This window comes from Thermodesulfobium narugense DSM 14796, from assembly GCF_000212395.1.
Lineage (GTDB): Bacteria > Thermodesulfobiota > Thermodesulfobiia > Thermodesulfobiales > Thermodesulfobiaceae > Thermodesulfobium > Thermodesulfobium narugense.
The window spans coordinates 402647-425645 of sequence record NC_015499.1; the positions used below are offsets into that span (position 1 = coordinate 402647).

The 22999-nt window shown below is 31.9% G+C and carries 22 protein-coding genes; 15 read left to right on the top strand and 7 right to left on the bottom strand.

Translation table 11 applies throughout. The annotated features are described in order from the left end of the window. Positions 1 to 14 precede the first annotated feature (14 nt). The 13 genes from THENA_RS02005 (at position 15) to THENA_RS09800 (ending at position 15152) form a co-directional block, all read left to right on the top strand. Complete coding sequence (locus THENA_RS02005) at positions 15 to 965, top strand: glycosyltransferase family 2 protein (RefSeq protein WP_218914883.1); 951 nt, start codon at positions 15 to 17, stop codon at positions 963 to 965. A gap of 28 nt (positions 966 to 993) precedes the next feature. Next, positions 994 to 1560, top strand: a complete 567-nt coding sequence (gene rfbC, locus THENA_RS02010; protein ID WP_013755768.1) for a dTDP-4-dehydrorhamnose 3,5-epimerase — start codon at positions 994 to 996, stop codon at positions 1558 to 1560. A 68-nt stretch (positions 1561 to 1628) separates the two neighbouring features. Next, positions 1629 to 4526 (top strand): glycosyltransferase, encoded by a 2898-nt coding sequence (locus tag THENA_RS09795; protein WP_013755769.1) that lies wholly within the window; start codon positions 1629 to 1631, stop codon positions 4524 to 4526. Between the two features lie 111 nt (positions 4527 to 4637). Continuing rightward, positions 4638 to 7241, top strand: coding sequence for a glycosyltransferase (locus THENA_RS09555; RefSeq protein WP_013755770.1), 2604 nt, complete (start codon positions 4638 to 4640; stop codon positions 7239 to 7241). A 271-nt stretch (positions 7242 to 7512) separates the two neighbouring features. Then, positions 7513 to 9159 carry a hypothetical protein gene (locus tag THENA_RS02025; protein ID WP_169309406.1) on the top strand — a complete coding sequence of 549 codons (1647 nt, stop codon included), beginning with the start codon at positions 7513 to 7515 and terminating at the stop codon, positions 9157 to 9159. A 79-nt stretch (positions 9160 to 9238) separates the two neighbouring features. Then, a complete protein-coding gene (locus tag THENA_RS02030; protein ID WP_013755772.1) occupies positions 9239 to 9664 on the top strand; it encodes a GtrA family protein in 426 nt (141 codons plus the stop codon). A 29-nt stretch (positions 9665 to 9693) separates the two neighbouring features. Continuing rightward, on the top strand, positions 9694 to 10875 hold the full coding sequence (locus THENA_RS02035) for a nucleotide sugar dehydrogenase (RefSeq protein ID WP_013755773.1): 1182 nt from the start codon (positions 9694 to 9696) through the stop codon (positions 10873 to 10875). Positions 10876 to 10965: 90 nt separating this feature from the next. Further along, positions 10966 to 11988, top strand: coding sequence for an NAD-dependent epimerase/dehydratase family protein (locus THENA_RS02040; protein ID WP_013755774.1), 1023 nt, complete (start codon positions 10966 to 10968; stop codon positions 11986 to 11988). Then, positions 11989 to 12699 (top strand): glycosyltransferase family 2 protein, encoded by a 711-nt coding sequence (locus THENA_RS02045; protein ID WP_013755775.1) that lies wholly within the window; start codon positions 11989 to 11991, stop codon positions 12697 to 12699. Positions 12700 to 12871: 172 nt separating this feature from the next. Next, a complete protein-coding gene (locus tag THENA_RS02050) occupies positions 12872 to 13996 on the top strand; it encodes an AAA family ATPase (protein ID WP_013755776.1) in 1125 nt (374 codons plus the stop codon). After that, positions 13971 to 14654 (top strand): DUF3226 domain-containing protein, encoded by a 684-nt coding sequence (locus THENA_RS02055; RefSeq protein ID WP_013755777.1) that lies wholly within the window; start codon positions 13971 to 13973, stop codon positions 14652 to 14654. Before THENA_RS02050 ends, THENA_RS02055 begins: the two co-directional genes overlap by 26 nt. A 57-nt stretch (positions 14655 to 14711) precedes the next feature. Next, complete coding sequence (locus THENA_RS02060; RefSeq protein WP_013755778.1) at positions 14712 to 14918, top strand: hypothetical protein; 207 nt, start codon at positions 14712 to 14714, stop codon at positions 14916 to 14918. Positions 14919 to 14999: 81 nt separating this feature from the next. Continuing rightward, positions 15000 to 15152: a type II toxin-antitoxin system HicB family antitoxin gene (locus tag THENA_RS09800; RefSeq protein ID WP_013755779.1), complete on the top strand. Its 153-nt coding sequence runs from the start codon at positions 15000 to 15002 to the stop codon at positions 15150 to 15152. Between the two features lie 343 nt (positions 15153 to 15495). On the opposite strand, the gene THENA_RS02065 is transcribed toward THENA_RS09800, so the two are convergent. The 3 genes from THENA_RS02065 to istA are packed head-to-tail and all read right to left on the bottom strand — an operon-like array spanning position 15496 to position 18153. Beyond that, positions 15496 to 16263, bottom strand: coding sequence for an ISNCY family transposase (locus THENA_RS02065; protein ID WP_052296044.1), 768 nt, complete (start codon positions 16261 to 16263; stop codon positions 15496 to 15498). A 47-nt stretch (positions 16264 to 16310) separates the two neighbouring features. Further along, complete coding sequence (gene istB / locus THENA_RS02070) at positions 16311 to 17087, bottom strand: IS21-like element helper ATPase IstB (protein WP_013755463.1); 777 nt, start codon at positions 17085 to 17087, stop codon at positions 16311 to 16313. After that, positions 17080 to 18153 (bottom strand): IS21 family transposase, encoded by a 1074-nt coding sequence (gene istA, locus THENA_RS02075; RefSeq protein ID WP_013755780.1) that lies wholly within the window; start codon positions 18151 to 18153, stop codon positions 17080 to 17082. Before istA ends, istB begins: the two co-directional genes overlap by 8 nt. Positions 18154 to 18705: 552 nt before the next feature. Between istA and THENA_RS02080 the strand changes: the two genes are divergently transcribed. Then, the gene (locus tag THENA_RS02080; RefSeq protein ID WP_013755782.1) at positions 18706 to 18936 is read left to right on the top strand and encodes a type II toxin-antitoxin system HicB family antitoxin; all 231 of its coding nucleotides are present in this window, start codon (positions 18706 to 18708) and stop codon (positions 18934 to 18936) included. Between the two features lie 32 nt (positions 18937 to 18968). Then, positions 18969 to 19142, top strand: coding sequence for a type II toxin-antitoxin system HicA family toxin (locus THENA_RS10230; protein ID WP_407635118.1), 174 nt, complete (start codon positions 18969 to 18971; stop codon positions 19140 to 19142). A 26-nt stretch (positions 19143 to 19168) separates the two neighbouring features. On the opposite strand, the gene THENA_RS02090 is transcribed toward THENA_RS10230, so the two are convergent. From THENA_RS02090 to THENA_RS02105, 4 genes are all read right to left on the bottom strand, one after another. After that, on the bottom strand, positions 19169 to 19579 hold the full coding sequence (locus tag THENA_RS02090; RefSeq protein ID WP_013755783.1) for a hypothetical protein: 411 nt from the start codon (positions 19577 to 19579) through the stop codon (positions 19169 to 19171). 68 nt (positions 19580 to 19647) lie between these two features. Then, positions 19648 to 21303: a metal-dependent hydrolase gene (locus tag THENA_RS02095; RefSeq protein WP_013755784.1), complete on the bottom strand. Its 1656-nt coding sequence runs from the start codon at positions 21301 to 21303 to the stop codon at positions 19648 to 19650. Continuing rightward, positions 21300 to 21905, bottom strand: a complete 606-nt coding sequence (locus THENA_RS02100) for a TolC family protein (protein WP_013755785.1) — start codon at positions 21903 to 21905, stop codon at positions 21300 to 21302. Before THENA_RS02100 ends, THENA_RS02095 begins: the two co-directional genes overlap by 4 nt. Next, positions 21902 to 22984, bottom strand: coding sequence for a hypothetical protein (locus THENA_RS02105; protein WP_013755786.1), 1083 nt, complete (start codon positions 22982 to 22984; stop codon positions 21902 to 21904). Before THENA_RS02105 ends, THENA_RS02100 begins: the two co-directional genes overlap by 4 nt. Between the last annotated feature and the right edge of the window lie 15 nt (positions 22985 to 22999).

Sequence of the window (22999 nt, forward strand, 5' to 3'; positions counted from 1 at the left end):
TGATTGATATCTTGATGTCAACTTATAATGGAGAAAAATATTTAAGAGAGCAGATAGACTCTATCTTGAATCAAACGTATACAGACTGGCGGCTAATAATACGAGACGACGGATCAACTGATAAAACTCTTCAAATAATAGAAGAATATGTAAAAAAATTTAGTGAAAAAATAAATCTTATCAAAGATAACAAAAAACATCTTGGCCCTCAAATGAGCTACTTTGAACTGCTAAATCACTCAAGTGCTGAATATATAATGTTCTGTGATCAGGACGACTTTTGGCTGCCTTATAAGATAGAGACGACTTTGACAAAGATGAAAGATTTAGAAAGGATCTATCCTAATAAGCCAGTGCTTGTTCACTCAGGTCTAAAGGTAGTAGATGAGAATCTAAGAGTGATATCTGACTCTTTCTGGAAATATCAAAAACTAAACCCAAATCTAAAAAGCTTGTGCAATCTCCTAATACAAAACAACGTTACAGGATGTACTATTATGATAAATAAGAAATTGAAGAATTTCTTGAAGGTTTTTCCACAAAATATGATAATGCATGATTGGTGGATTGCTCTGGTGGCATCGGCATTTGGAACTATCGGCCACATTGATGAGCCGCTTGTTCTGTATAGGCAGCATGACCGCAATGACACTGGCGCAAAGAAATACTCAGTCAAACATTTTTTGGGCAGGGTCGTGAAATTTAGAGATTCTGTAGAATCGAATAAAAAGATTATCAATCAAGGCAAAGATTTCTACTCTATTTATAAGAATCTTCTTTCAAAGGAACAACAGGAAGTTGTTTATAATTTTGTTACCCTATTTGAATCGGGAAGACATGAAAGAGTATATAAGATATTTAAGCACAGATTTTTCAAATATGGCATTATAAGAAATTGTGGCTTTGTCTGTGTAATGTTAATTCCAAGTAATAAGAAACAGATTTTGAATAAACTAAATAAATAGTTTTGATAAACTTTTGAGGTGATGTGCTTTGCCATTTGAATTTATAAAGACTGATATTCCAGAAGTGATGATAGTAAAGCCTAAGGTATTTGGCGATGAGAGAGGATTTTTCTTAGAAACTTATAAAAGAGAAGACTTTGTAAAAGCTGGAATATATAAAGAATTTGTCCAGGATAACCATTCTAAGTCAGTAAAGGGAGTTTTAAGAGGTCTTCACTATCAGCTAAATCCCAAGGCTCAAGGAAAGCTGGTAAGGTGTATAAAGGGTAAGATATTTGACGTAGCAGTGGATATTAGAAAAAACAGCCCAACGTTTCTAAAATATGTATCAGTAGAGCTTTCAGAAGAAAATAAATTTATGCTTTGGGTGCCTGAGGGATTTGCACATGGATTCTTAACCCTATCAGATGAAGCAGAGATCATGTACAAGGTATCTGGCAGCACATACTCACCAGAACATGACAGATCGTTAAGATGGAATGATCCTGAGATTGGTATAAATTGGCCATTGGAGGGTGAGCCAATTCTTTCAAAGAAGGACAAAGATGCACCACTTCTAAAGAATGCAGATATTAATTTTGTGTATGAAATTTAGAAGTTAATACATAGAGATTTCTTAAATTTTTGTTATAATTAGCAAAAAATTTTGATAGGAGATGGGCTGTGGAGCTTGGAAACGCAAAAGAAAACAGACTTTTTGTGTATGAAGGCGATAAAAAATACTTTATTTCAGCAAACGACATAAACCCAGAAGCTGAAAACAGTTCCCAATCATACATCGTAAAAGCTATAACAGATAGTTCTACGGTGCTTGATGTGGGATGCTCTTATGGGTATGTTGGAGAATGGCTTAATAAGAATAAAGATTGTCAGGTTTATGGCATAGATATAAATAGGCAGGCTTTAGATTATGTAAGAGAAAGAGGATATTATAAAGATTTATATTGCTTGGACCTTGACTATCCCCAAAATACAAAAGAAGAATTTGATAGATTTGAAAATCTGAAAGAAATATTTGATTTTATTATATGTGCTGATGTTATAGAACACCTAAAGAATCCGACAATTGCGCTGGAATTTGTTTCTTCTAAGCTTAAATTTGGCGGACAAATTTTAGTAAGCATTCCGAACGTTGCTCATATGGACATCATCTTAAACTTGTTGGAAGGAAAGTTTAACTATTCAGAGTTTGGCATACTTGATAACACTCATTTGAGATTTTTTACAAAGAGATCTTTTGCCGAGTGGGTAAAAAATGCCAATGAGTATTATAAGAGTCAGGGTTTTAAATTTGATCTGAAACACACTGGATCTACTACTTACTTATCAGAATATCAAAAAAATATTATAAATCAAAATCCAGAAATATACAGCGAAATATTAAAGTCAAATCCTGAGCTTGAAATGCTTCAACACATCTTTGTTTTGACAAAAATCAATGCGTCTTCAAATTCATATAACTTAAATGAACTTTTGGATGATGTTCAATATAAAAATCCCATTTCTGAAATATCAAATCAGCTTAAAGAACAAAAAGATGAAATAGAAAAGTTAAATATTGAGATAAATACCCTTAAATCAGATTTAGCAGATAAAGAGTCATCCCTGCAGACTGCTGAGATTGAAAAAACTAACTTAAACAGTCAGCTTTCTGAGATCCGCAGATCGCGTGGATACAGGGCACTGTTGAAGTATTACAAATTTAGAGATGCTCTTTTACCAGCAAATACAAGAAGAAGAAAGATTGTAAAGTTTTTGGCAAAAGATTTTATATATTTGATGAAAAAGTCTGTAAATTATATAAAAGTTTATGGTTTAAAAGGATTTTTTAGAAAAATTGTGAATAAATTATCTAACAAAGAACAAACTCTTTATCAAAATTGGATAGAAAGAAATGAACCAACTAAAGAAGAGTTGATTGCGCAAAAGTCTATAAAATTTGATTATGAACCTAAGATAAGCATCATTGTTCCTACTTGGAATACGCCAAAGCGATTTCTGATTGAAATGTTAAACTCAGTATTAGACCAGACGTATTCAAACTGGGAATTGTGTATTGCAGATGGAGCAAGCAAAGAAAAGCATGTAAAAGAAATATTAGATCAATACGCTAAAAAGGATAGCAGAATCAAAGTAAAGTATTTATCAGAAAACAAGGGCATTGCAGGTAACTCAAACGAAGCAATAAGCCTTGCAACAGGAGACTATATTGCGCTTTTAGACCACGATGGCACTTTAGCTCCTTTTGCACTATTTGAGGTAGTAAAAGCTATAAATGAAAATAAAGATGCAGATTTCATATATTCTGATGAAGACAAGATTTCAGAAGACGGCAAAGAGCGTTTTGATGCTCACTTCAAGCCTGATTTTGCTCCAGATACTTTAAGAAGTTATAACTATATATGCCACTTAAGCGTAATAAAAAAAGAGATTTTAGATTTGGTAGGATATTTTAGAGACGGTTTTGACGGCTCTCAAGACTACGACCTTATATTAAGATGCACAGAAAAGACTAAAAAGATAATTCATATACCGAAAATACTATACCACTGGAGAGTAAGTCAAAATTCAGTTGCAGGAAACTCTAATGCTAAACTATATGCCTATGAATCAGCAAAAAAAGCTCTAAAAGAGCATTTGGAAAGAGTCAATATAAAAGGCAATGTTATTGATGGAAAATTTTTAGGTTCCTATAAGATTAATTACAAAATATTAGGCAATCCAAAAATCTCCATTATCATTCCTAATAAAGATCATAAAGAAGAACTTGAAAGATGTATTAGCTCTATCTTTAGTAAATCCACATACAAAAACTACGAGATTATCATAGTAGAAAATCACAGCAAAGAGAAAGAAATTTTTGAATACTACGAATATTTAAGAGATAATTATAATAATGTTGTTTTGCTTGAATACAAAGATGAATTTAACTATTCTGCTGTAAATAACTTTGCGGTAAAGTATACAAGAGGAGATATACTGCTTTTTTTAAATAACGATACAGAAATTATAAATGAAAACTGGTTGGAGGAGATGCTGCAATACGCCCAAAGAAAAGATGTAGGCGCCGTAGGTGCAAAACTCTATTATCCAGATAATACAATTCAACACGGAGGTGTTATTGTGGGTGTTGGTGGAATAGCAGGACATGCCCACAGGTTTTTTCCAAAAGATTCTCCTGGATACTTTGGAAGATTGTCAATTGTGCAAAATTTTTCAGCAGTAACTGGTGCATGTTTAATGATGAGAAAAGATGTTTTTGTCGAAGTTGGCGGATTTGACGATGAATATCCATTAGCGGTAAGTGATGTGGATATATGCCTAAAAGTAAGAAAAAAAGGCTACTTAGTTGTCTGGACTCCGTATGCAGAACTATATCATTACGAATCAAAAACACGAGGCTATGAGGATACTCCTGAGAAACAGGAGAGGTTTAAAAGAGAAATAAACTTGTTCAAAAGCAAGTGGGGAGATATTCTGGAAAAGGGCGATCCATATTACAATCCAAATTTAACTTTAGATAGAGAAGATTTTTCTTACGCAGAGGTTTCACGTGTTTAATTTATTTAAGAAAATTTTTAATAAATTTTATTATTCTAAACAATCAGATCTTTTGAATTCTCGTCGTGGAAATGGTTTAACCTTGGTTAATTATATTAGGGGATAGGCTATATGTTTAATATTTTCAAATTACTTAAGTTATATAAAAGAAGACATACTATAAAGAAGAGCGGCTTATTTGATGAAATATATTATCTAAAATCATATCCAGATGTAAGAGCTGCTGATATAGATCCGATAGAGCACTATATATTATTCGGTGCAAAGGAAAGAAGAAATCCTAATATATATTTTCAGACTGGTTTTTATTTAGACAAATACCCCGATATGGTTCAAAGCGGTATAAATCCACTTCTGCATTATATTTTATTTGGTGCAAAAGAAGGAAGATGGCCCAATCCTGAGTTTGATTCGGAGTATTACTTATTAGCAAATCCAGACGTTAAAAAGGCAAGATTAAATCCACTTCTGCACTACATATTGTTTGGTCAGAAGGAAGGAAGAAAAACAAAAGGCGATAACGTGGAAAGATCTATTTTAATTCATAATGAACCTGCAAAGCCCATAACTTTACTTAGATTAATTAATAGAGCTAACGTCAAAAAGGGTATAAATTACATAAGAATGTATGGATTAAAAGAATTTTCTAGAAAAGTAAAGGAAAAACTTTTGTCACGTGAAAGTTTAGAAACAGATAAGTTAGAAAAGGAAAATTGCCTCTATTTATCTGAAGTTATGGAATTATTATTGCCAGAACCCTTTGTTCCCAAAATAAGTATTACTAAACCAATAGATATTTTAATACCTATTTACAATGGAAGAGAATTCTTAGATTCTTTATTTGCAAGTATTGTAAAAAATACTTTTGTTCCTTATAGACTTCTAATAGCAAATGATAAAAGTACAGATCCCAGTATATCCAAATATTTACCAGATTTCAAAAATAGTTGTTCAAATATAGATATTACTATCGTTGAGAATGAAGATAATTTAGGTTTTGTAAAGACGGTCAATAAACTTGCTAAACTTACGAAAAATCACTTTGTTATTTTAAATACTGATACAGAAGTTCCTCCACATTGGTTGGAGAGGCTTATATTTTCTCTAATTACGAAGGATAATGTTGCAAGTGTAACTCCATTTACTAATGCAGGAACAATATGTAGCTTTCCAGAATTTTGTATTGACAATTCCTTATTTGAAGATATGGATGTTGCCACTTTAGATTCATACTTTCAATATGTAAATTTTGAAAAAAATTATGTTGAAATTCCGACAGCAGTTGGATTTTGTATGGCTATAAATAAAAAGGTGTATGACAAAATAGGATTGTTTGATGAAAATTTTGGTAAGGGATATGGCGAAGAAAATGATTGGTCTATGAGAGCGGCAAAATTAGGCTATAAAAATATTATTGTGCCAAATCTATTTGTGTATCATAAACATGGCGGATCTTTTCCAAGCGAAGAAAAAAAGAGACTAATGGAAAATAATGCGGTGTTATTAAAAAATAAACATCCAGATTATTTCTTTTTAGTTGAAGATTTTATTAAGAAAGATCCTTTAAAATTTTTAAGGACTATTTTAAAACTTAAAATATTATCTACTATATACAAGCCTGTAATGATATTGGATCACGCTTTAGGTGGAGGAGCTAATGAATATACTAATTCATTAGTAGCAGATAAACCTTTAGCTATTATAATAAGATACGATTTGAAAGTTAATAAATATTTTATTGAACTTTGTGGGCAGAAAATAGAAAAGTCGCTATTTAGATTAAAAGATATAACAGAAATTAACCATATAATAAAATTTTTTAATGTTGAAGAAATTATAATTAATGAACTTGTTTCTTATCCAAAGGTTTTAGATTTATTAGCGTTTTTAATAGAAATCAAGGAGAAGAATAAGGATATTAAATATACTTTTATGTTGCATGATTTTTTCTGTATTTGCCCAATGTATAATCTTTTAAATTATGAAGTTAAATATTGCAATGTGCCAGTGGATCTAAATCAGTGTGCCAAATGTTTAAAACTAAATCCTCTAATTGAAGAACAAGTTGCTTTTGTAAAGAATGACTACCCAAATTTAACAATTTCATTATGGAGAAAACAATTTAGTAATTTATTAGACTACTCATCCAAAATAATTTGCTTTTCTCAAAAATCAAAAAAAATACTGCAAAAAGTTTATCCAAATCTGTCTGATGGTAAATTTGAAATAAAGCATCATATTGTTGATTGGGTGCGCCCAGTAGTGGTTAATAACACATCAGAAACAATAAATATTGCTACTATAGGTCATATGACTATCCACAAAGGTGCTCATATTGTTTCATCGCTTGCAACCTATGTAGATTATCACAATATAAATATAAAAATTCATATTTTTGGAGATATATTTGAACCATATGAAAGTTTTAACTATATTAAAACTGTTATCAAGCATGGAAGATATAAGAAAGAAGATTTACCAAAATTAATGGAAGAAAATGAAATCGATATAATTTTTATTCCTTCTATTTGGCCAGAAACGTTTTCTTTCACAACTGAAGAGGCGATAAAAATGGAACTACCTTTAGCTGTATTTGATCTGGGGGCTCCTGCAGAAAGAGTTAAAATTTACGATAAAGGTATTATTCTACAAAAACAGGATCCAGAATATATTATTAGTACTTTATTTAATTACTTTAATAAAAAATTTGGATAGAAAGAACTTTTCTTACGCAGAGGTTTCGTATGTTTAAGTTTGTTAAAAAATTTATTAATAATTATTCTTTTTTAAACCATTAACGCTGAGCCTTCACCGTGATTATAAATTAACTATAGTTAATTTACATATAATTACTTATTATTGCTTTGAAATCTATTTTGTTTAGAAAGGATAGAGAAAAAAATTGAACCTTAACACATTGAAAAATAATATAGCTCTTCAAATATTAAGATTCAAAAATACTCCGAAAAAAATTCCATATATTTTTATGACACTGCCAATAATATTTTATTTATGGATAATTTTAAGATTCACTATTAATATGCCATATTGGGATGACTACGATTCTGTTTTAAATTGGATAAATAGGTTTGTGACGCATCAAAACAATTGCAACTACCTCATTTCAATGTTGTTTGAACAACACAACGAGCATAGAATACTTTTTGATAGAATCTTTATACTATTCGATTATTATGTTTTTGGTTCAATTAATTTTATATTTTTAAACTATATAGGATATCTTGGATTGTTCGCACTATTTGGTTTAATGCTCTGGATTAGCGTGAAAAAGGGTTTGTCAGGAGTATATTTGATACCTATACCCTTTTTGATTTTTGCGCTATGCCAAAATGAATTAATTTCTTTTGCAATGGCATCTATGCAACAATATTGGCAATTTTTCTTTTGTTTACTTGCAATCATATTAATTACTAAAAGTGAAGATATAAAAACCAGTTATTTGTCATTAAGTCTCCTATTCTCTATCATAGCCTCTTTTACTGGCGCTGGCGGCTTGATAGTTTTTCCTGCAATTTTAATCTATCTAATAATTTACAAAAAGGGGCTTAAAAATATAATTATATGGCTATCTTTTTCATCATTAATATTTATTTTCTATTTTATTATTTTACAATATCATCAAACAGCAATAAGCATAGCAAGCCATCAATTTGTTATTGAACATCCATTGGAATATATAGAGTATATCTTTTGTTTTCTTGGTGGTATTGCAGGTCTTAAGATTAGCTCATTTATTTGTGGTGCATTATTATTTGTTTCTCTAATTTTACTAAGTTTAAAATATAATAAAAACACTACTACAATTTTGGTTTTTTTCTTCATTGTGTCAACTGCTGCTGCAGGATTGAGCAGAATTAGTTTGGGAGTGGTTGAGGCAATATCTTCTAGATATACTATTTATTCTATTAGTTTATTAGTTATTTGTTATATATTTTTTGTGAGTCAGTTGAAATCTACATTTTTTAGAAAAATATTTTTTATATTTTCACTTACAGTATCTTTAGCATTTTTTTTGTACTGGATTCCTAAGGGCATTGCTCCATTAAGAAATAAAGAAGTCTTATTAAGTTCAAGCCTTGTATATCCATCAGAACAAAGAGCAGTAAAAATACTAGAAACATCAGCTAAATTAGGCACTTTTATGCCTATTGCTCAAATATATAAATTTTTGCCTTCCTATTATGCCTTTGCTATTAGTCTTAATCAACCAACATCCTATACGATAGAATCTATTAAATTAAATGATAATAAGTCTTTATATAACTTAGCACAAAACCCTACACAGCCTACTGAGATAACCATAACCAAAAACGATAAGGATAACATTATCCAAATATCTGGCTGGGCAGTAGACAGCATTGAAAAAAATGCAGATAGAGGAGTTATTGCAGTAATAGATAGTAAATATTTTTATCCATTGGGAAATGGAATTCAAAGACCTGATGTAAGTAAATTTTTTAATAATACAAATTATGAATATTCAGGATTCAATGGCTCAATACCATTGAGTGATTTGAGCTATGGAAAACACATTTTAACATTAAGAATAGTAAACTATAATGAAACTGGTTACTATGAATCTAAGCCAATAGAATTAAATATTGAAAAGTAATGTAAAATAATTATGAATTGTGTTATCTCTTTTTAGTTTGTGATCTAATCAACTGGAGGCTCATATTAAAGACTTAGAATTGAATGCTGATAAAACTTTTCTCTCGCATAAAGAAAGAGTAATCAGGTTTATCCTGATAGGCTTAATCTCTGCTGCTTTCAACTTTCTTCTGATATATATCTTTATAGATCTCTTCAAGATGAACTCTACTTTTTTAAAAAACGCTTCAAACTTTATTGCCTTGGTTTTGAGCATATTGTTTGCATTCTTCCTGCACAGGGCCTGGACCTGGGGAGACTGCGCTTTTGAAAAAGGCTACAAGCTTTTCAAACAATTAATTCTTTTCTACTCTTCCAACACATTTGCAATTGTCATCAGAACTGTTTCTTTTGCCTTCTTTGACTACTTTTTTAAATTAAACTATATATTAAACGTTGCAATTGGAATCGGAATAGCTTCACTGTTAAATTATGTAGTCTACGACAAGGCAATCTTTAAGAGATAAATCTTACTTAACTAAATTTGGAGGTTAAATTGAGCTTTAAGTATGACGTATGTATAGTTGGCGGTTTAGGTCATGTGGGACTACCACTTGGTCTATCCTTTGCAAACAAAAATCTAAAAACTATCCTGTATGACATAAATAAGGATGCAATAGAACTGGTAAAGAATAAAGTAATGCCCTTTATGGAACAGGGCGCTGAAGAGATGCTAAAAAATACTCTTGATAAAACCCTTTTCGTTACTGACGAAAGAGATGTAATTAAGGATTCAAAGTTCATCGTCATAGTAATAGGAACCCCAGTAGATGAGCACCTGTCCCCTAACTTTGTCTTATTTAGAGACTTTCTATCACGATTTATAAATCTATTTTCAGATGACCAGCATATAATCTTGAGAAGCACGGTATATCCTGGCACTACTGAAAAGATTGTTGATTACCTTAGAAGAAACAATCTGAAGACAAGGGTATCCTTTTGTCCTGAAAGAATTGCCCAGGGCTATGCTATAGCTGAAATATCTAATCTTCCTCAGATAATCTCATCTGATGACGAAGAATCTTTTTCTGAAGCTGAAAAGCTATTTAAGACTATTACGTCAGAAGTAATAAGGCTCTCCTTTATGGAAGCAGAATTAGCAAAGCTCTTTACAAACGTCTACAGGTATATAAAGTTCTCTATTGCAAATCAGTTCTATCAGATTGCCCTTCAAAACAATCTTGACTTTTACAAGATATATGACGCTATTGTATATAACTATCCCAGAGCAAAGGACTTTCCTAAGGCAGGCTTTACAGCAGGGCCATGTCTTTTCAAGGATACAATGCAGCTTGCTGCCTTTAGCAAAAACAACTTCTTCTTAGGTCATGCTGCTATGCTTGTAAATGAAGGGCTGCCTTACTTTCTTGTTGAGCAGCTAAAGCAAAGAGTATCTCTTGATAACAAAGTAGTAGGCATTCTTGGCATGGCATTTAAGCCAGATTGCGATGACAAGAGAGAGTCTCTTGCGTACAAGTTAAAACACATCTTAGAATTTGAAAACTGCACGCTCTTTTGCTCAGACCCATACATAAAAGATCCTAGGTTTTTGCCTGAAGATGAACTAATAGAGAAATGCGACATCATATTCATAGGCTGTCCACACAGCAGATACTCTAGCCTAAATATACCTAGTGAAAAGATATTAATTGATCCATGGCGCAGCAAACAAAAATAATTCCTGTTAAAATTAATAAAAAATTAACTAAAAAAATAAATTAAAAGCTTTAAATCTTTAAAGCTTTAAATCAAAGAGGAGGCTAATTTAATGAAGATACTTGTAACTGGTTCTGCTGGTTTTGTAGGAGGATACCTTGTAGAAGAGCTCTTGAACAACGGTCATGAGGTAGTAGGAATAGACAACTTTTCTAAGTACGGCGAGTTGTCAAAAAGCTATGATAACAATCCTAATTATAGGTTTGTGCAAGGAGACGTAAAGGACACTGAGCTCTTAAAGGATCTAATCTCTGACTGCGATCAAGTAGTAGCAGGAGCTGCCATGATAGGCGGCATATCATATTTTCACAAGTTTGCATACGATCTCTTGGCTGAAAACGAAAGAATAATAGCATCTACCTTTGACGCTGCAATCTGGGCATTTAGGAACAAGAAGTTAAAGAAGATAAACGTTCTTTCATCCTCTATGGTATTTGAAAACACGTCAATCTTTCCTACTCCTGAAGGAGAAGAGAGAAGATGCCCCCCTCCATCCTCTACCTACGGCTTTCAAAAGCTTGCCTGCGAATACTTTGCTCAGGGTGCATGGGAGCAATACAGATTGCCATATACCATCATCAGGCCATTTAACTGTATTGGAATAGGGGAAAGAAGAGCCCTTTCTGATGAGAGCATTATGTCTGGCAACGTAAAGCTTGCTATGAGCCACGTAGTGCCAGATCTGGTTCAAAAGGTCCTAAAGGGTCAAGATCCTCTTCACATACTGGGTTCTGGCAACCAACTAAGACATTATACCTATGGAGGAGACCTTGCAAGGGGCATTAGATACTGTATTGAAAACGAAAATGCTATAAACGAGGACTTTAACATATCTACCTCCAAAGCTCATACTGTCCTTGAACTAGCTCAGATTATCTGGAAAAAGGTTTACGGCGACTCAAAGCCTTTCAGATACGTATCTGACGAACCCTTCCCATACGACGTTCAAAAGAGATCCCCTGACGTATCCAAAGCAAAGAGACTTCTAAACTTTGAGGCAAAAGTTACTTTAGAAGATGCATTAGACGAGATAATCCCATGGATAAAAAAACAAATTGAGCTAGGTAAGATTTAATTGAACCGTGAAACAACTTTAGCAATTGTAATTCCTGTCTACAACGAAGGAAATAACATCCTAAAAACCTTAAGAGAAATAAATGGCAAGATAAGGTCCTACAACAAAATCTACATAATATATGACTTTGATGAAGATACCACTTTAAAGGCACTAGAAAGCGTTAGCTTAAATGATTACAAAGTATCTCTCTTGAAAAATAAATATGGCAAAGGTGCTCTAAATGCTATAAAGACAGGCATAGAGGAATCTACTGAAGATGCGGTGCTTGTAGTGATGGCTGATCTATCTGATGACCTATCTGTAGCAGACAGGATGTTTGACTTGATAAAAGATGGATACGATGTGGTCTGTGGTTCAAGGTATATGAAGGGCGGTGCTCAATTTGGCGGACCAAAGCTTAAAGGCCTTCTTTCCAGATTGGCAGGCATCAGCCTTCACTACCTTACAGGCATACCTACCCACGACGTAACAAATAGCTTCAAGATGTACAGTAGGAACGCTCTAAAAAAGATAAATATAGAGAGTACTGGCGGCTTTGAGATAGGCATGGAGATAACTGTGAAGACATTCCTAAGCGGTGGCAAAATAACTGAAGTACCTTCTACCTGGAAAGACAGGTCTGAGGGCAAATCTAACTTTAAGCTTTTTAGATGGCTTCCAAAATATATTAAGTGGTATTTATATGCAGTACTTAAGAGATATTTTTAAGAAATATTGAATAGATCTTATTAGCTTTTATTTCTTTAGAAGACAGCAATTTTTTACAATTTATAGAAAATTTTGTTCGTTAAAAGAACCAACCCGCTTTATTGACAAAAAGAGTATATTCTAACTACAATTACAATAGACTTGTTTATAACAAAATAGGATGTGTGAGATTATGATTGAGAATATCGAATTTGAAAATTTTAAGTGTTTTGAAAGGTTTAGCGTAGAAAAGTTACAAAGAGTCAATCTTATTGGCGGCAAAAATAATATTGGAAAGACGGCTTTTTTAGAAGGAATTGAGCTTTTGGCTAAGCCAAAGTCTGGTTTTGGTATGTGTATTGTTACATCTGAAATCCTTCGAAGAAGGCAGCTAAAACCAGGCTTTATGCCACAAACACAGTCCCATATCAATGAACTTGACTTCGATTTATTTAATAGTTTAGGCAAAGAAATTATTATTAAAGGTGATATATCTGAAATTAAGATAAAATTTATCCCTGCTGGTGAAGTGATAGAATCTCAGACCATCCAATCTTTTCTTCCAAATACTTTTAATTTTAATCCACTTGCTCCCCAAATTTTCCAAGTACTTCCTTCAAACCAACCAAAAACAGCTTCAGTTCAATCTGTAGAATTTTCATATAATAATGAAACCCTTGCTGTACCACTGCAAAATATTATTAATATTAATAACAATAATCTACTTGTAATTATTCGAGATTCAAAACATACTTTACCTAATGTTAATTTTATTTCATCGTGTTCTACTGATGAAACGCTGTTAACAGAATTTTATGGAAAAGTAACCGAATTAGACAAAGAAGAAGAAATCGATCGCCTTATAAACGAATTTGATGAAAATATCTTAAAATTAAAAGCTATTTATGGTATAAATAGTGCTACTTTTAAGTTAAAACTCAAAAATAATAACTCTTTAATTCCTCTTTCATCCTTTGGTGAGGGTATCAATCGCTATATAGCGATTCTTTGTGCAATATGGGCAAGTCAGGATGGATATCTTCTTATAGATGAGTTTGAAAACGGCATTCATTATACCAATTATCAAAGATTATGGAGAATCATATTTGAAACATCTAAGAAGGCAAATTGTCAGATTTTCGCTACCACACATTCAAAAGAGTGTATCGAAGCTTTTAACGAAGCAAATCAAGAAAATGAAGGGGTTTATCTGGAACTTTATCGCGTTCAGAAGAAAAATAGTATTTCTGTTATGAAACGCGATTATGATCAGCTTAGATATTCTTTAACTCATGGCAGCGAAATCCGCGGTGAGTAAAAATCTTCTTATTGTAGAAAGCAAAAACGATCAGTATTTTATCGAAGGACTGATTAAATATTTAAAACTTAATAATATTGAGTTAGGTACTCCAATATGTAATATTGAAGATTACGAGTGTTTGGGTGGTTTAGGCAATCTTTCCAGACGATTAAGAGATTTAAAAAAGGAGATCGAGTCTAAAGGATTGGAAAAAATAGGTATACTTATAGATGCTGATGATGAAGGAATTGAAAATCGCATTGAGCTTATTAATGGTGCAATAAAGGAAATATGTTCTGATGTTTCTTTTACTCGAATAAATGAGCCTAAACATAGTCAAGAACTTGATATCGATTTTATTTGTTATATTACTAATGTTAATGGATATGGTGAACTTGAGACGCTTCTTAAAGCAATTAAATCTAAAGATTCAACTTTTGCAGATTGCTTAAAATCTTGGCGAAAATGTGCTAAAAAATTTGGAAGAGAGATTAAAGATAAAGAGTTCGATAAATTTTGGTTTAATATTTATTGCCGATATGATTGTTGTGCCGAAGAAGAAAGGAAACAGGCAGGTAAGAATTGTAATACTGAAACTTCACTGAAAAAAGATATTTGGGATTTTGAGCATTCTCTATTGGATGGTTTAAAGGAATTTTTAAGATTGCTCGCATAGTCAGGATATAATATACAATGATATTAAAAAATAATCTAAGAAATGGGAGGTTTTGAAATGATCAAAGTTGGGGATTGTTATATTCCTCGTGATAGGTTAAAGAATATTGCTTATTTAAGAAGAAGTGAGAAAGATAAAAAGGTAAGTGTTGCATTTTCAGATTCAAATTTGTCTGAAAAGTTTCAATCTTTATCTTGTAATGGTGTAAGTGATGAGGAACTTGAAAATTTATTAAAAGAGATAGACGAAGGAAGCAAAGTATAAAATATTTTGTAAAAGATTTAAATTTATAAAGAAATTAAGCACTTAAATTTAAATTTTCAAAATGTATTTATTACTGAGAAAATGAATCATTATAAAGTCATATTGGAACCTCAAGAAGAGAGTGGGTATACTGCATTTGTTCCAGCTCTTCCTGGGTATATTTCTGAGGGCGATACTTATAAAGAAGCGCTTGAGAATAAAGAGGATCTTAACAGCTCCAACAAATCTACTTAATTATCAAAAATAATCAATTTTTTCTTGATTTTTTAGTACTCGTGTTGCCTCATTTAAAAACCTAAAGGAAGTTGTATTCGTTGCCTCACTTAAAATTCTAAACATAACCATAACATATTTTATCTTTGTTTTTGCTAATTTTTTTAATAGAGTTTCTTACCTCTTCCTTTATGGATATATCTTCTAGTAATTTTTTTTGAAGTTTTACTATTTCTCTTTGAAGTTCAGCTGGATTTAATTTTGTATACTGTTCTATTAGCTTTTCTTTATCTATTTTTCTACACCAGGATTTTCTAATATTCTTTGATAAGGAGTTCTTGCTTTATCGTATTTTTTTGTAACTTTACTTCCAATTCTTTCTTTTGAGATTTGTTTCATTACAGGACTGAAAAAAGTTTATATATAGCCTTAGGCTTTCATAAAGCCTTTTTAAAGTTATTAGCTCAACTTCTCTATCATATCTAAAATAACCAACATATTTTCTTACTACAGAGTAGTTTTTCTGTTCAACATAGCAATTATCGTTTTTTCTATATTTTCTTGACCTTGTGAACGTTATATTATTTTCAACACAATAACGATGAAGTTGATGATTTATAAACTCTGCTCCATTATCAGAATCAATTCCAAAGAGTTTAAAAGGCAAGCGTTTCTTTATTTCATCTATTGATTCAAAAACCCACCTTTGAGCTTTATTTCTTAAAGCATCTATTTCTATCCAACCGGTGCAAATGTCAACTGCAGCTAGAGTTTGGATAAATTCTCCTCTTAGATCTCCTCCTTCATGACCTACAAGGTCTATTTCTAAATATCCAGGTATACTTTCGTCCCATTCTGAAAATGTCCTTATAGGAATCTGGCTTTTAAGAAGGCTGCCTGGTTTTGTATATGTCTTTCCCTTTGGTTTATTCATTCTTTTGTATTCTGAAAGTATTCTGTCTATAGTAGATGCGCTTATCTTAAAGAGTTTTTCTTCTACATCCCTTTCAATTTGTATTTCTTTAAACTCTTTAAGTTTATATATTATTTCAGGAAGAACAGGTTTTAACCTTTTGCCACATGGACAATCTAAAACGTTCCATACCTTAATTAACGCCTTTTTTACTGTCAAGTGCAATCCTAAAATGCACCATTACGCGGCTCAAAACTGCACCACTTTTAGCTGTTAATTTCCTGTGAACTAAAGTCAATTAATCCTGCCTTTCTCTTCTGTCTTAGTCTATAACTATCTCCCTTGATGTTTATGATATAACTGTGATGAATAAGTCTATCTAGTATAGCTGTAGTTAAGCCTTCATCATTGTTGAAAATCTCTTTCCATCTGATAAAAGAAAGATTTGTGGTTATTAATATAGAGCCCGTCTCATATTTCTTGTTAACTATCTGAAACAGTAGGTTTGATTGTTTCTCATTGAGCTTAAAGTATCCAAACTCATCAATAATAAGCAGCCCTGTAAAATTTATAGACTTCTTTATGTATTGCTCCAGTCTATTTTGAGATAGTGCAGTATCTATTTGTATAATCAAATCAGCCATTGTTACGAACTTTGTCTTTATCCTCTTCTGTGTAGCAGCATAACCTATAGCTACAGCAAGATGAGTTTTTCCTACACCAGGAGGCCCAATAAGGAGAATGTTTTTTGTCTCATCAATAAACCTCATTGATAGAACTTCATTTATCAGTGTTTTATCAACTGATGAAGATGAAAAATCAAAGGTGTCTATAGTTTTTATCTTTGGAAAACCTGCAAACTTCAGCATAGTCTGTTTTGCTCTTTGATTTCTTGCTTCATATTCAGCTTCAAGCAGAAGACAAAGGAATTCAGCAAAGGATAAACTCTCTTTAGCTGCTTTATCTGCAAGAAAACTATAGTTTTCTAATATGCCCTTTAATTTTAGATTTATGCAGTATTCTTCTATCCTTGAATTAAGCATAGTTGTCTTCTCCTATTAAGAGCTTTTCATACTCAGAAAGGTTTGTGTAGTAAGGATGAAAGCTTTTGTCCATGTAAACTTCTTTCTTACTGTTTTTATTACTATCTTTAATATTATTTTTATTACTATCTTTTTCACTTACAAATAGATTATTTGGTACTTTACTTAAATAACTTAGTTCCTCTTTTAACATATCAAAGGGTTTTTTGTTTGTTGTTGCATGAATCCTGTTATTTGCACTGGTAAGCCAGGAAAATATATAGGCATTTAAGAGATCTGGTGTTATATCTATTGGCGTATTCTTTAGCTTTGCCTTCAATGGTTTATAAAAGTTATTTTTTAGATATAGATTGAATCTTTCAACCTTTCCCTTGGTTTTAGCTCTGTAGGGCTTACATAGTTTTGGTATAAATAGACCTTTGGAAAAATCAAGAAATTTGTTGTTAAAGCCATGTTCATTTTGCCCATATTTATCTCTTTGAATTACTACAGATTTTAGGTTATCATAGAGTATAGTCTTTGGTATCCCGCCAAAGTAGTCAAACGCTTTTATGTGGCAGGATTGGAATATGTCCTGCCACATGTTGTCTGTAAAGTAAACAAAAGCTGCTCTTGAATAGGATAAAACCATAACAAAAGCATAGATTGGCTTCTTTCCACTTCTAACAGTTGTCCAGTCAACTTGAGCTTGAAAGCCTTTATCTGTTTCGAACCTGATAATTTCCTCATTTTCTTTTTTATTTAGCTTTAGTTTGTCATAAACTGATTTTGTGTATTCCTGAAGTATTCTTAGACTTCCTTCATATCCTATATCCTTAATTTCATTCAAAAGCACTGTAGATGGAATTCTGTCTGGATGAGCCTGACTTATCCTTTTGTTTATGTAGTCTTTGAATTTATCAAGTTTTGAAGGATAAGTCCTTTTGCTGTAGGGTTCTAGATCCTTCTCCTTTAATCTCTTTGAGACAGTCCGTCTATTAATGCCCAACATATGGGCAATCTTTCTTATGGAAACTCCCTGTGCATACAGTGTGTGAATCAAAACAAACTCCTCCTTGCTAATCATTTAGCTCTCCCTTATATGAATTTGAGAGAGCATAACACACAAATTCTACTGGTGCACTTTTACTGTGCGTTGGTGGTGCAGTTTAGCACGGCGGATGACATTTCTTGCTTGCTTTTTTATATCTTTTTGCAATTTCACTCACCACTGATTTTCTTTCCTTCATCGTTAACCCCATTTCTAGCCTCCAGAGTTATAGTAACTACTATTCTAAGAGACTTTTTGTTTTCATTTAGATTTTTTATTTGAGGCAACGATTGTATTTCGTTTAGATTTTTGATGAAGCAATTCGTATTATTTACAAAATGGATCTGTGGACTTATAATGAACAAAACATGTGTTTAAAAAAGTAGTAAAATTGAGAGTTTTTTATCTAAAGTAAGGTTAAAGGAAGTTTTATTTGCTTGTGTGGAAAAGCAAATAAAGTGTCTGAGTTTATATATTCGATTATGCTCTGTAAGCAGGGGGTAAATGCAATTGGCAGAGCTATTATTTATATGTACGAAAAGCCTTTGCTTTAACTTAGAAAGGTTTGTTCGTAAAAGGAGGAGAAAGGTGTATAATATTGAGAAGGTGAATCATTATAATGTTATATTGGAACCTCAAGAAGAGGGTGGGTATACTGTAGTTGTTCCAGCTCTTCCTGGGTGCATTTCTGAGGGAGAGACTATTGAAGAAGCGATTGAGAATATAAAGGAAGCAATAGAGCTTTATCTTGAGAGTCTTCAAGAAGATGGGCTCCCAATTCCTGAAGATAAAAGTATAGTAAAGGAAGTGGTTGTCTGAAAAAGTTACCAAATCTTAGGAGCGATGAGGTTATAAAAGTACTTCTGAAATCTGGTTTTGTGGAACAAAGGCAAAAGGGGAGTCATAAGATTTTTAAAAGGGGTGAATTGCGAGTAACCGTGCCGGTTCATTCAAAAGTGCTGAAAAAAGGAACATTAAGTAGCATTATTAAGCAATCAGGGCTTAGAGTAGAGGAATTTTTTTAAGCCTCTCTGATTTAGTAAAATGTATTTTAATGTCCTGTAGATTTTTTTCTCCTTCGAGTAGCAGTACCGATTTCTAACGATATCCAGAAATCTTTTCTACTTATCTTTTTAAATAAATTAATGTTTCCTTCGTAATATTCATCTTCCATTAAATAAAATTTATCAATATCTTCCTGTGTATCAGGTTTTATATATATCCAGATATATTTATCATCAATTTCAGGATCTTTGTAAATATTTATATAAATTTCTTTATCAGTACCATAATATTTCTCGATTGTGTCAAATGCGCTTTTAAATAATTTTATTGTTGCTGAGGCATCTCCTTTAGAATTAAGCAGGTAATCAATAATCTCTTGTCTTGTTTCTTCTATGTTTGCGTTTGGAAATTTATTTTTTATATTATTAATTTCATTAGAGATGATATTATTTTTCATTTAAGACTTGTCCTTTTGCCTACTTTTTTTTATGATTATAACAATTTTTAAAAATTAAGGATAATAATTTACTCCACGCTAATACTCCCACTTATCACTCCTGCATTGAAATTTATACTGACATTTGATACCTCTCCATTTATTGGCGATTTTATCTCAAGCCTTGATATGTGCTTGTTGTTATTTTCAATCTGTGCGCTTAATTTTGCCTGTTCGGACTGAATGCTTGAAATCTCAAGCTCTTCGTTTGCCTTTAGATATGCTATATCACTTTCTATATTCTTTACTGCCTGTTCAGAGATTAAGCCTTCAGAATAAAGCTTTTTGTTTAACTCAAGTTCTTTATATTTGCTATCAAGCTTTTCCTTGTAGCTTGCTTGTATCTTTGAGATAGAGCCTTCAAGCTTGGAGTAATCTATGTTATTCTTTTGGTTTTCTAAATTTAAAGCGTCCTGTTCTTTTGATGATATTACTAATACATCGCCTTTTTTAACCTTCTGGCCTACTTTTACTTTTATATCTGAAATATCCATTGCGTTAAAGCTTATTTTAAATTTATTTAAATCTTCTGTTTTAGTATCTTCTTTATTATATTTTTTATCATTGTAGTTGTTTTCCTCTGCGTTTGCTACATTTTCATTATTCTTTTTTATCTTTTTCTCATATCTTATTACAAGCTTTCCTGTTGTTATGTGAGTATTCTTTAGCCTGTCCAAGTCTTCAATCCTTGCAAATTGTAACTCTAAACACTTCTGAGCTAACTTTATCGGGTTGTATTCTGTAGGATTTGATGCTATATGATAGTTTTCATCGTCTGTATAAAGGTTTCCTGTTATGAATACACTTGTATCAGGGTCTTTTATTGTGCTATCTAGTTCAGATACTATTTTGTGTAAATTCGTCCTGTAAACGCTTATATTCTTGCTTGTTATCAATATATTATCCCCTGTCTTCTCTTCCATTGAAAACGGCTGTATGTTATCAGTTAAGCCTTTACCTATGCTATAAAGATATCCTGTCTCTGGGTCTTCTACTACTACAGAATTGGCGCCAAGCCATCCAATAGCCTTAAAATTCTTTTCTATTTTTTCGTGTGTAACGTTGTGTATGCCTTTTACGTAAACGATTGTTTCTTTTTCTGATGCTTCATATTTCACGTCTGACAATGCGCCAATAGGGTTCTGGATGATTGAGTGGATTATTTTTTTGTAGCTGTCTGTTGGAAGACATATTACAAAAAGCAATATAAAAACTCCTGCAAGTATTCTCTCTGGCTTACTATCCTTGATGAAGCCTCTAAATACCGCATCTTTTTTCGTAATAAGTGAAAACCTGATAAATGCTGGATAAAGTAGCCTTACGCCTGTCACAGAAAAGCTCTCCAGTATCAGATGAGAAATATATCCTATCTCTAAACTGAGTAGGTATGTAGTGTTTAATTTGAATATAAAAAATACAAGATTTAATATTACTGAGTAGATTAGATAACACAATACTGAGTTTGTAAAATCTATCACTTCGTTTCGACTAATATTAAGTCTATTAAATACTTTAAAACTTGAGCATTTTCTTATTTTGAAAAATATTTCTGGTATTATACATATTAGGTTTCCTAATACTGCAAATAAGTAAAAAAATATGTCTATCTTTACGTCGTATGGTAATAGTACTCTTACAATCTGTATAAATAATAGTGAAAAGGCTATATGAGAGTAAATACTCATAAAATCATCTCCATTTCTTTTATTTTCTTGTCCTCTTCTGCCTGTTCAATCCTGCTTCTTATATCAAGTAGTTCTGTATTTACTCTTTCTAATTCGTCTCTTGTAATAAGCCCTGCATCGTATCTATTTTGGATAATTTTCGCCTGTGTCTCTTTTAGCTTTAGCTGTGCGTTTAGATTTTCGATTAAGTTCTTTAGCCTTTTTATTTCTGCTAACTTTGTGTTATATTCAATAGTCAATTTCTTTTTTATATCAGTCAGATTTGCCTCTTTTTGCTTTAGTTCTATCCTTGCTAATTCAATCTTTTCTCTGTATGTAAAAGTATTTAAAAATATATCCGTTAAATTTCCTGATACTGATATGCCTGTAGTAACGTAACCTTTTGCTGGGTCATATCCTGAGTGATAATGTATTTCTGGTTCCGATGCCTTCTTTAACTCTTTTATCTGTATTGCAAGGTTTATCTTAGCTTTCTCATATTCATTTTTTGCTGTGATGTACTGATTGTTCTTGTTTATATAGTCCTCAAGCGTCACAATCTCATTTGCAAAGGCTGTATGGGAGGCTAAAAATAAAAACAATATAACTAAGATTAACTTCATATAGTTACTCCTAAAAATATTTTATTGTTTTGTATATTTGCGGTTAAAAAGCCTGATTGTCCTGATATCTTAAATATCCTTACTCCTGCCTTAACCGTAAAGCTTTTTTCTTCATAAGAAATACCTAAAAGCTTTCTATCATCGTTGATTGAAAGATAAATATTAGGTTCTATGTGTCTATTTTGCCTTGTGATATTCGTATAAAAGCTTACAGTTGTGTTATTTCCTTTATCATCTTCTAAATCCTTCTCTATTGTTACTGATATAGTGCTGTTTCCTGTGGTCTGATAAGCAAGTGAAAAAGAGTTGTTAAAATCTGCTATGTCAAAATATCTGTCTAACATGAAGTTTGAATATAGCTTGTTTGACTTCACAATCGTGTGTCTAATATTAAAATCAAATATCTTTTTGTAGCTTGATAGCTGGTATGTAGGATAGCCTTTGTTGAAGTTAGCGTATATATCAGATTTGATAGTCTTAAAAAAAACGCTCTGACTTATTAACATTGTCTTCTTTTGTGTAATCTCTGAATTTACTGTTGAGAAATAGCTTTCAAGCTTAAATCTTTTGTGTTCAAACTTGTTATATATGCTGCTTCCTGTGATAGCTTTCGTTCGCTTGTCAAATTCTGTTCCAAGTGATGTCTGTAGTTCTCCTGTAACGTATCTGGTTCCAAAGATAACATTCTCTCTCTTTCTCTCTTTGTCTGTGCTGTCTATATAAAAGTAGTGTATTCCGTCCTCTTCTGAATTGTCAGCAATTGCATAATAATATCTTGTCAGATACTTTGCCTTTGGCTTAGTGAATAATGTTCTCTTTTCTTCTTCTGGATATTCGTATACTCTACCTGTGAAATACTCAAAGCCTTTCTCTTTCTCTCTAAATGACAAGCCTTGTGCGCTTCTCGTGTAGTGTCCTGCCTGTATGTAGCTGTCTCCTATTGTATAACTCATAAAATCATCTTCAGCGCTAATATTTACTTTATTTTTATTTATTTCTAAATTATTTATATCAGCATAAGATATATTATTTAGGGATAAAAGTATAAAAATTAAAAAAGTTATTAACAACTTATCCACAACTTATCAACAAAT

Excerpts from the sequence above, each read along its gene's own strand:
- THENA_RS02005 (WP_218914883.1), top strand. The coding sequence starts at position 15 with ATGTCAACTTATAATGGAGAAAAATATTTAAGAGAGCAGATAGACTCT.
- THENA_RS09555 (WP_013755770.1), top strand. The coding sequence starts at position 4,638 with ATGTTTAATATTTTCAAATTACTTAAGTTATATAAAAGAAGACATACT.
- THENA_RS02025 (WP_169309406.1), top strand. The coding sequence starts at position 7,513 with ATGACACTGCCAATAATATTTTATTTATGGATAATTTTAAGATTCACT.
- THENA_RS02040 (WP_013755774.1), top strand. The coding sequence starts at position 10,966 with ATGAAGATACTTGTAACTGGTTCTGCTGGTTTTGTAGGAGGATACCTT.
- THENA_RS02050 (WP_013755776.1), top strand. The coding sequence starts at position 12,872 with ATGATTGAGAATATCGAATTTGAAAATTTTAAGTGTTTTGAAAGGTTT.
- THENA_RS02055 (WP_013755777.1), top strand. The coding sequence starts at position 13,971 with ATGGCAGCGAAATCCGCGGTGAGTAAAAATCTTCTTATTGTAGAAAGC.
- THENA_RS02060 (WP_013755778.1), top strand. The coding sequence starts at position 14,712 with ATGATCAAAGTTGGGGATTGTTATATTCCTCGTGATAGGTTAAAGAAT.
- THENA_RS09800 (WP_013755779.1), top strand. The coding sequence starts at position 15,000 with ATGAATCATTATAAAGTCATATTGGAACCTCAAGAAGAGAGTGGGTAT.
- istB (WP_013755463.1), bottom strand. The coding sequence starts at position 17,087 with ATGCTTAATTCAAGGATAGAAGAATACTGCATAAATCTAAAATTAAAG.
- istA (WP_013755780.1), bottom strand. The coding sequence starts at position 18,153 with ATGATTAGCAAGGAGGAGTTTGTTTTGATTCACACACTGTATGCACAG.
- THENA_RS02090 (WP_013755783.1), bottom strand. The coding sequence starts at position 19,579 with ATGAAAAATAATATCATCTCTAATGAAATTAATAATATAAAAAATAAA.
- THENA_RS02095 (WP_013755784.1), bottom strand. The coding sequence starts at position 21,303 with ATGAGTATTTACTCTCATATAGCCTTTTCACTATTATTTATACAGATT.
- THENA_RS02100 (WP_013755785.1), bottom strand. The coding sequence starts at position 21,905 with ATGAAGTTAATCTTAGTTATATTGTTTTTATTTTTAGCCTCCCATACA.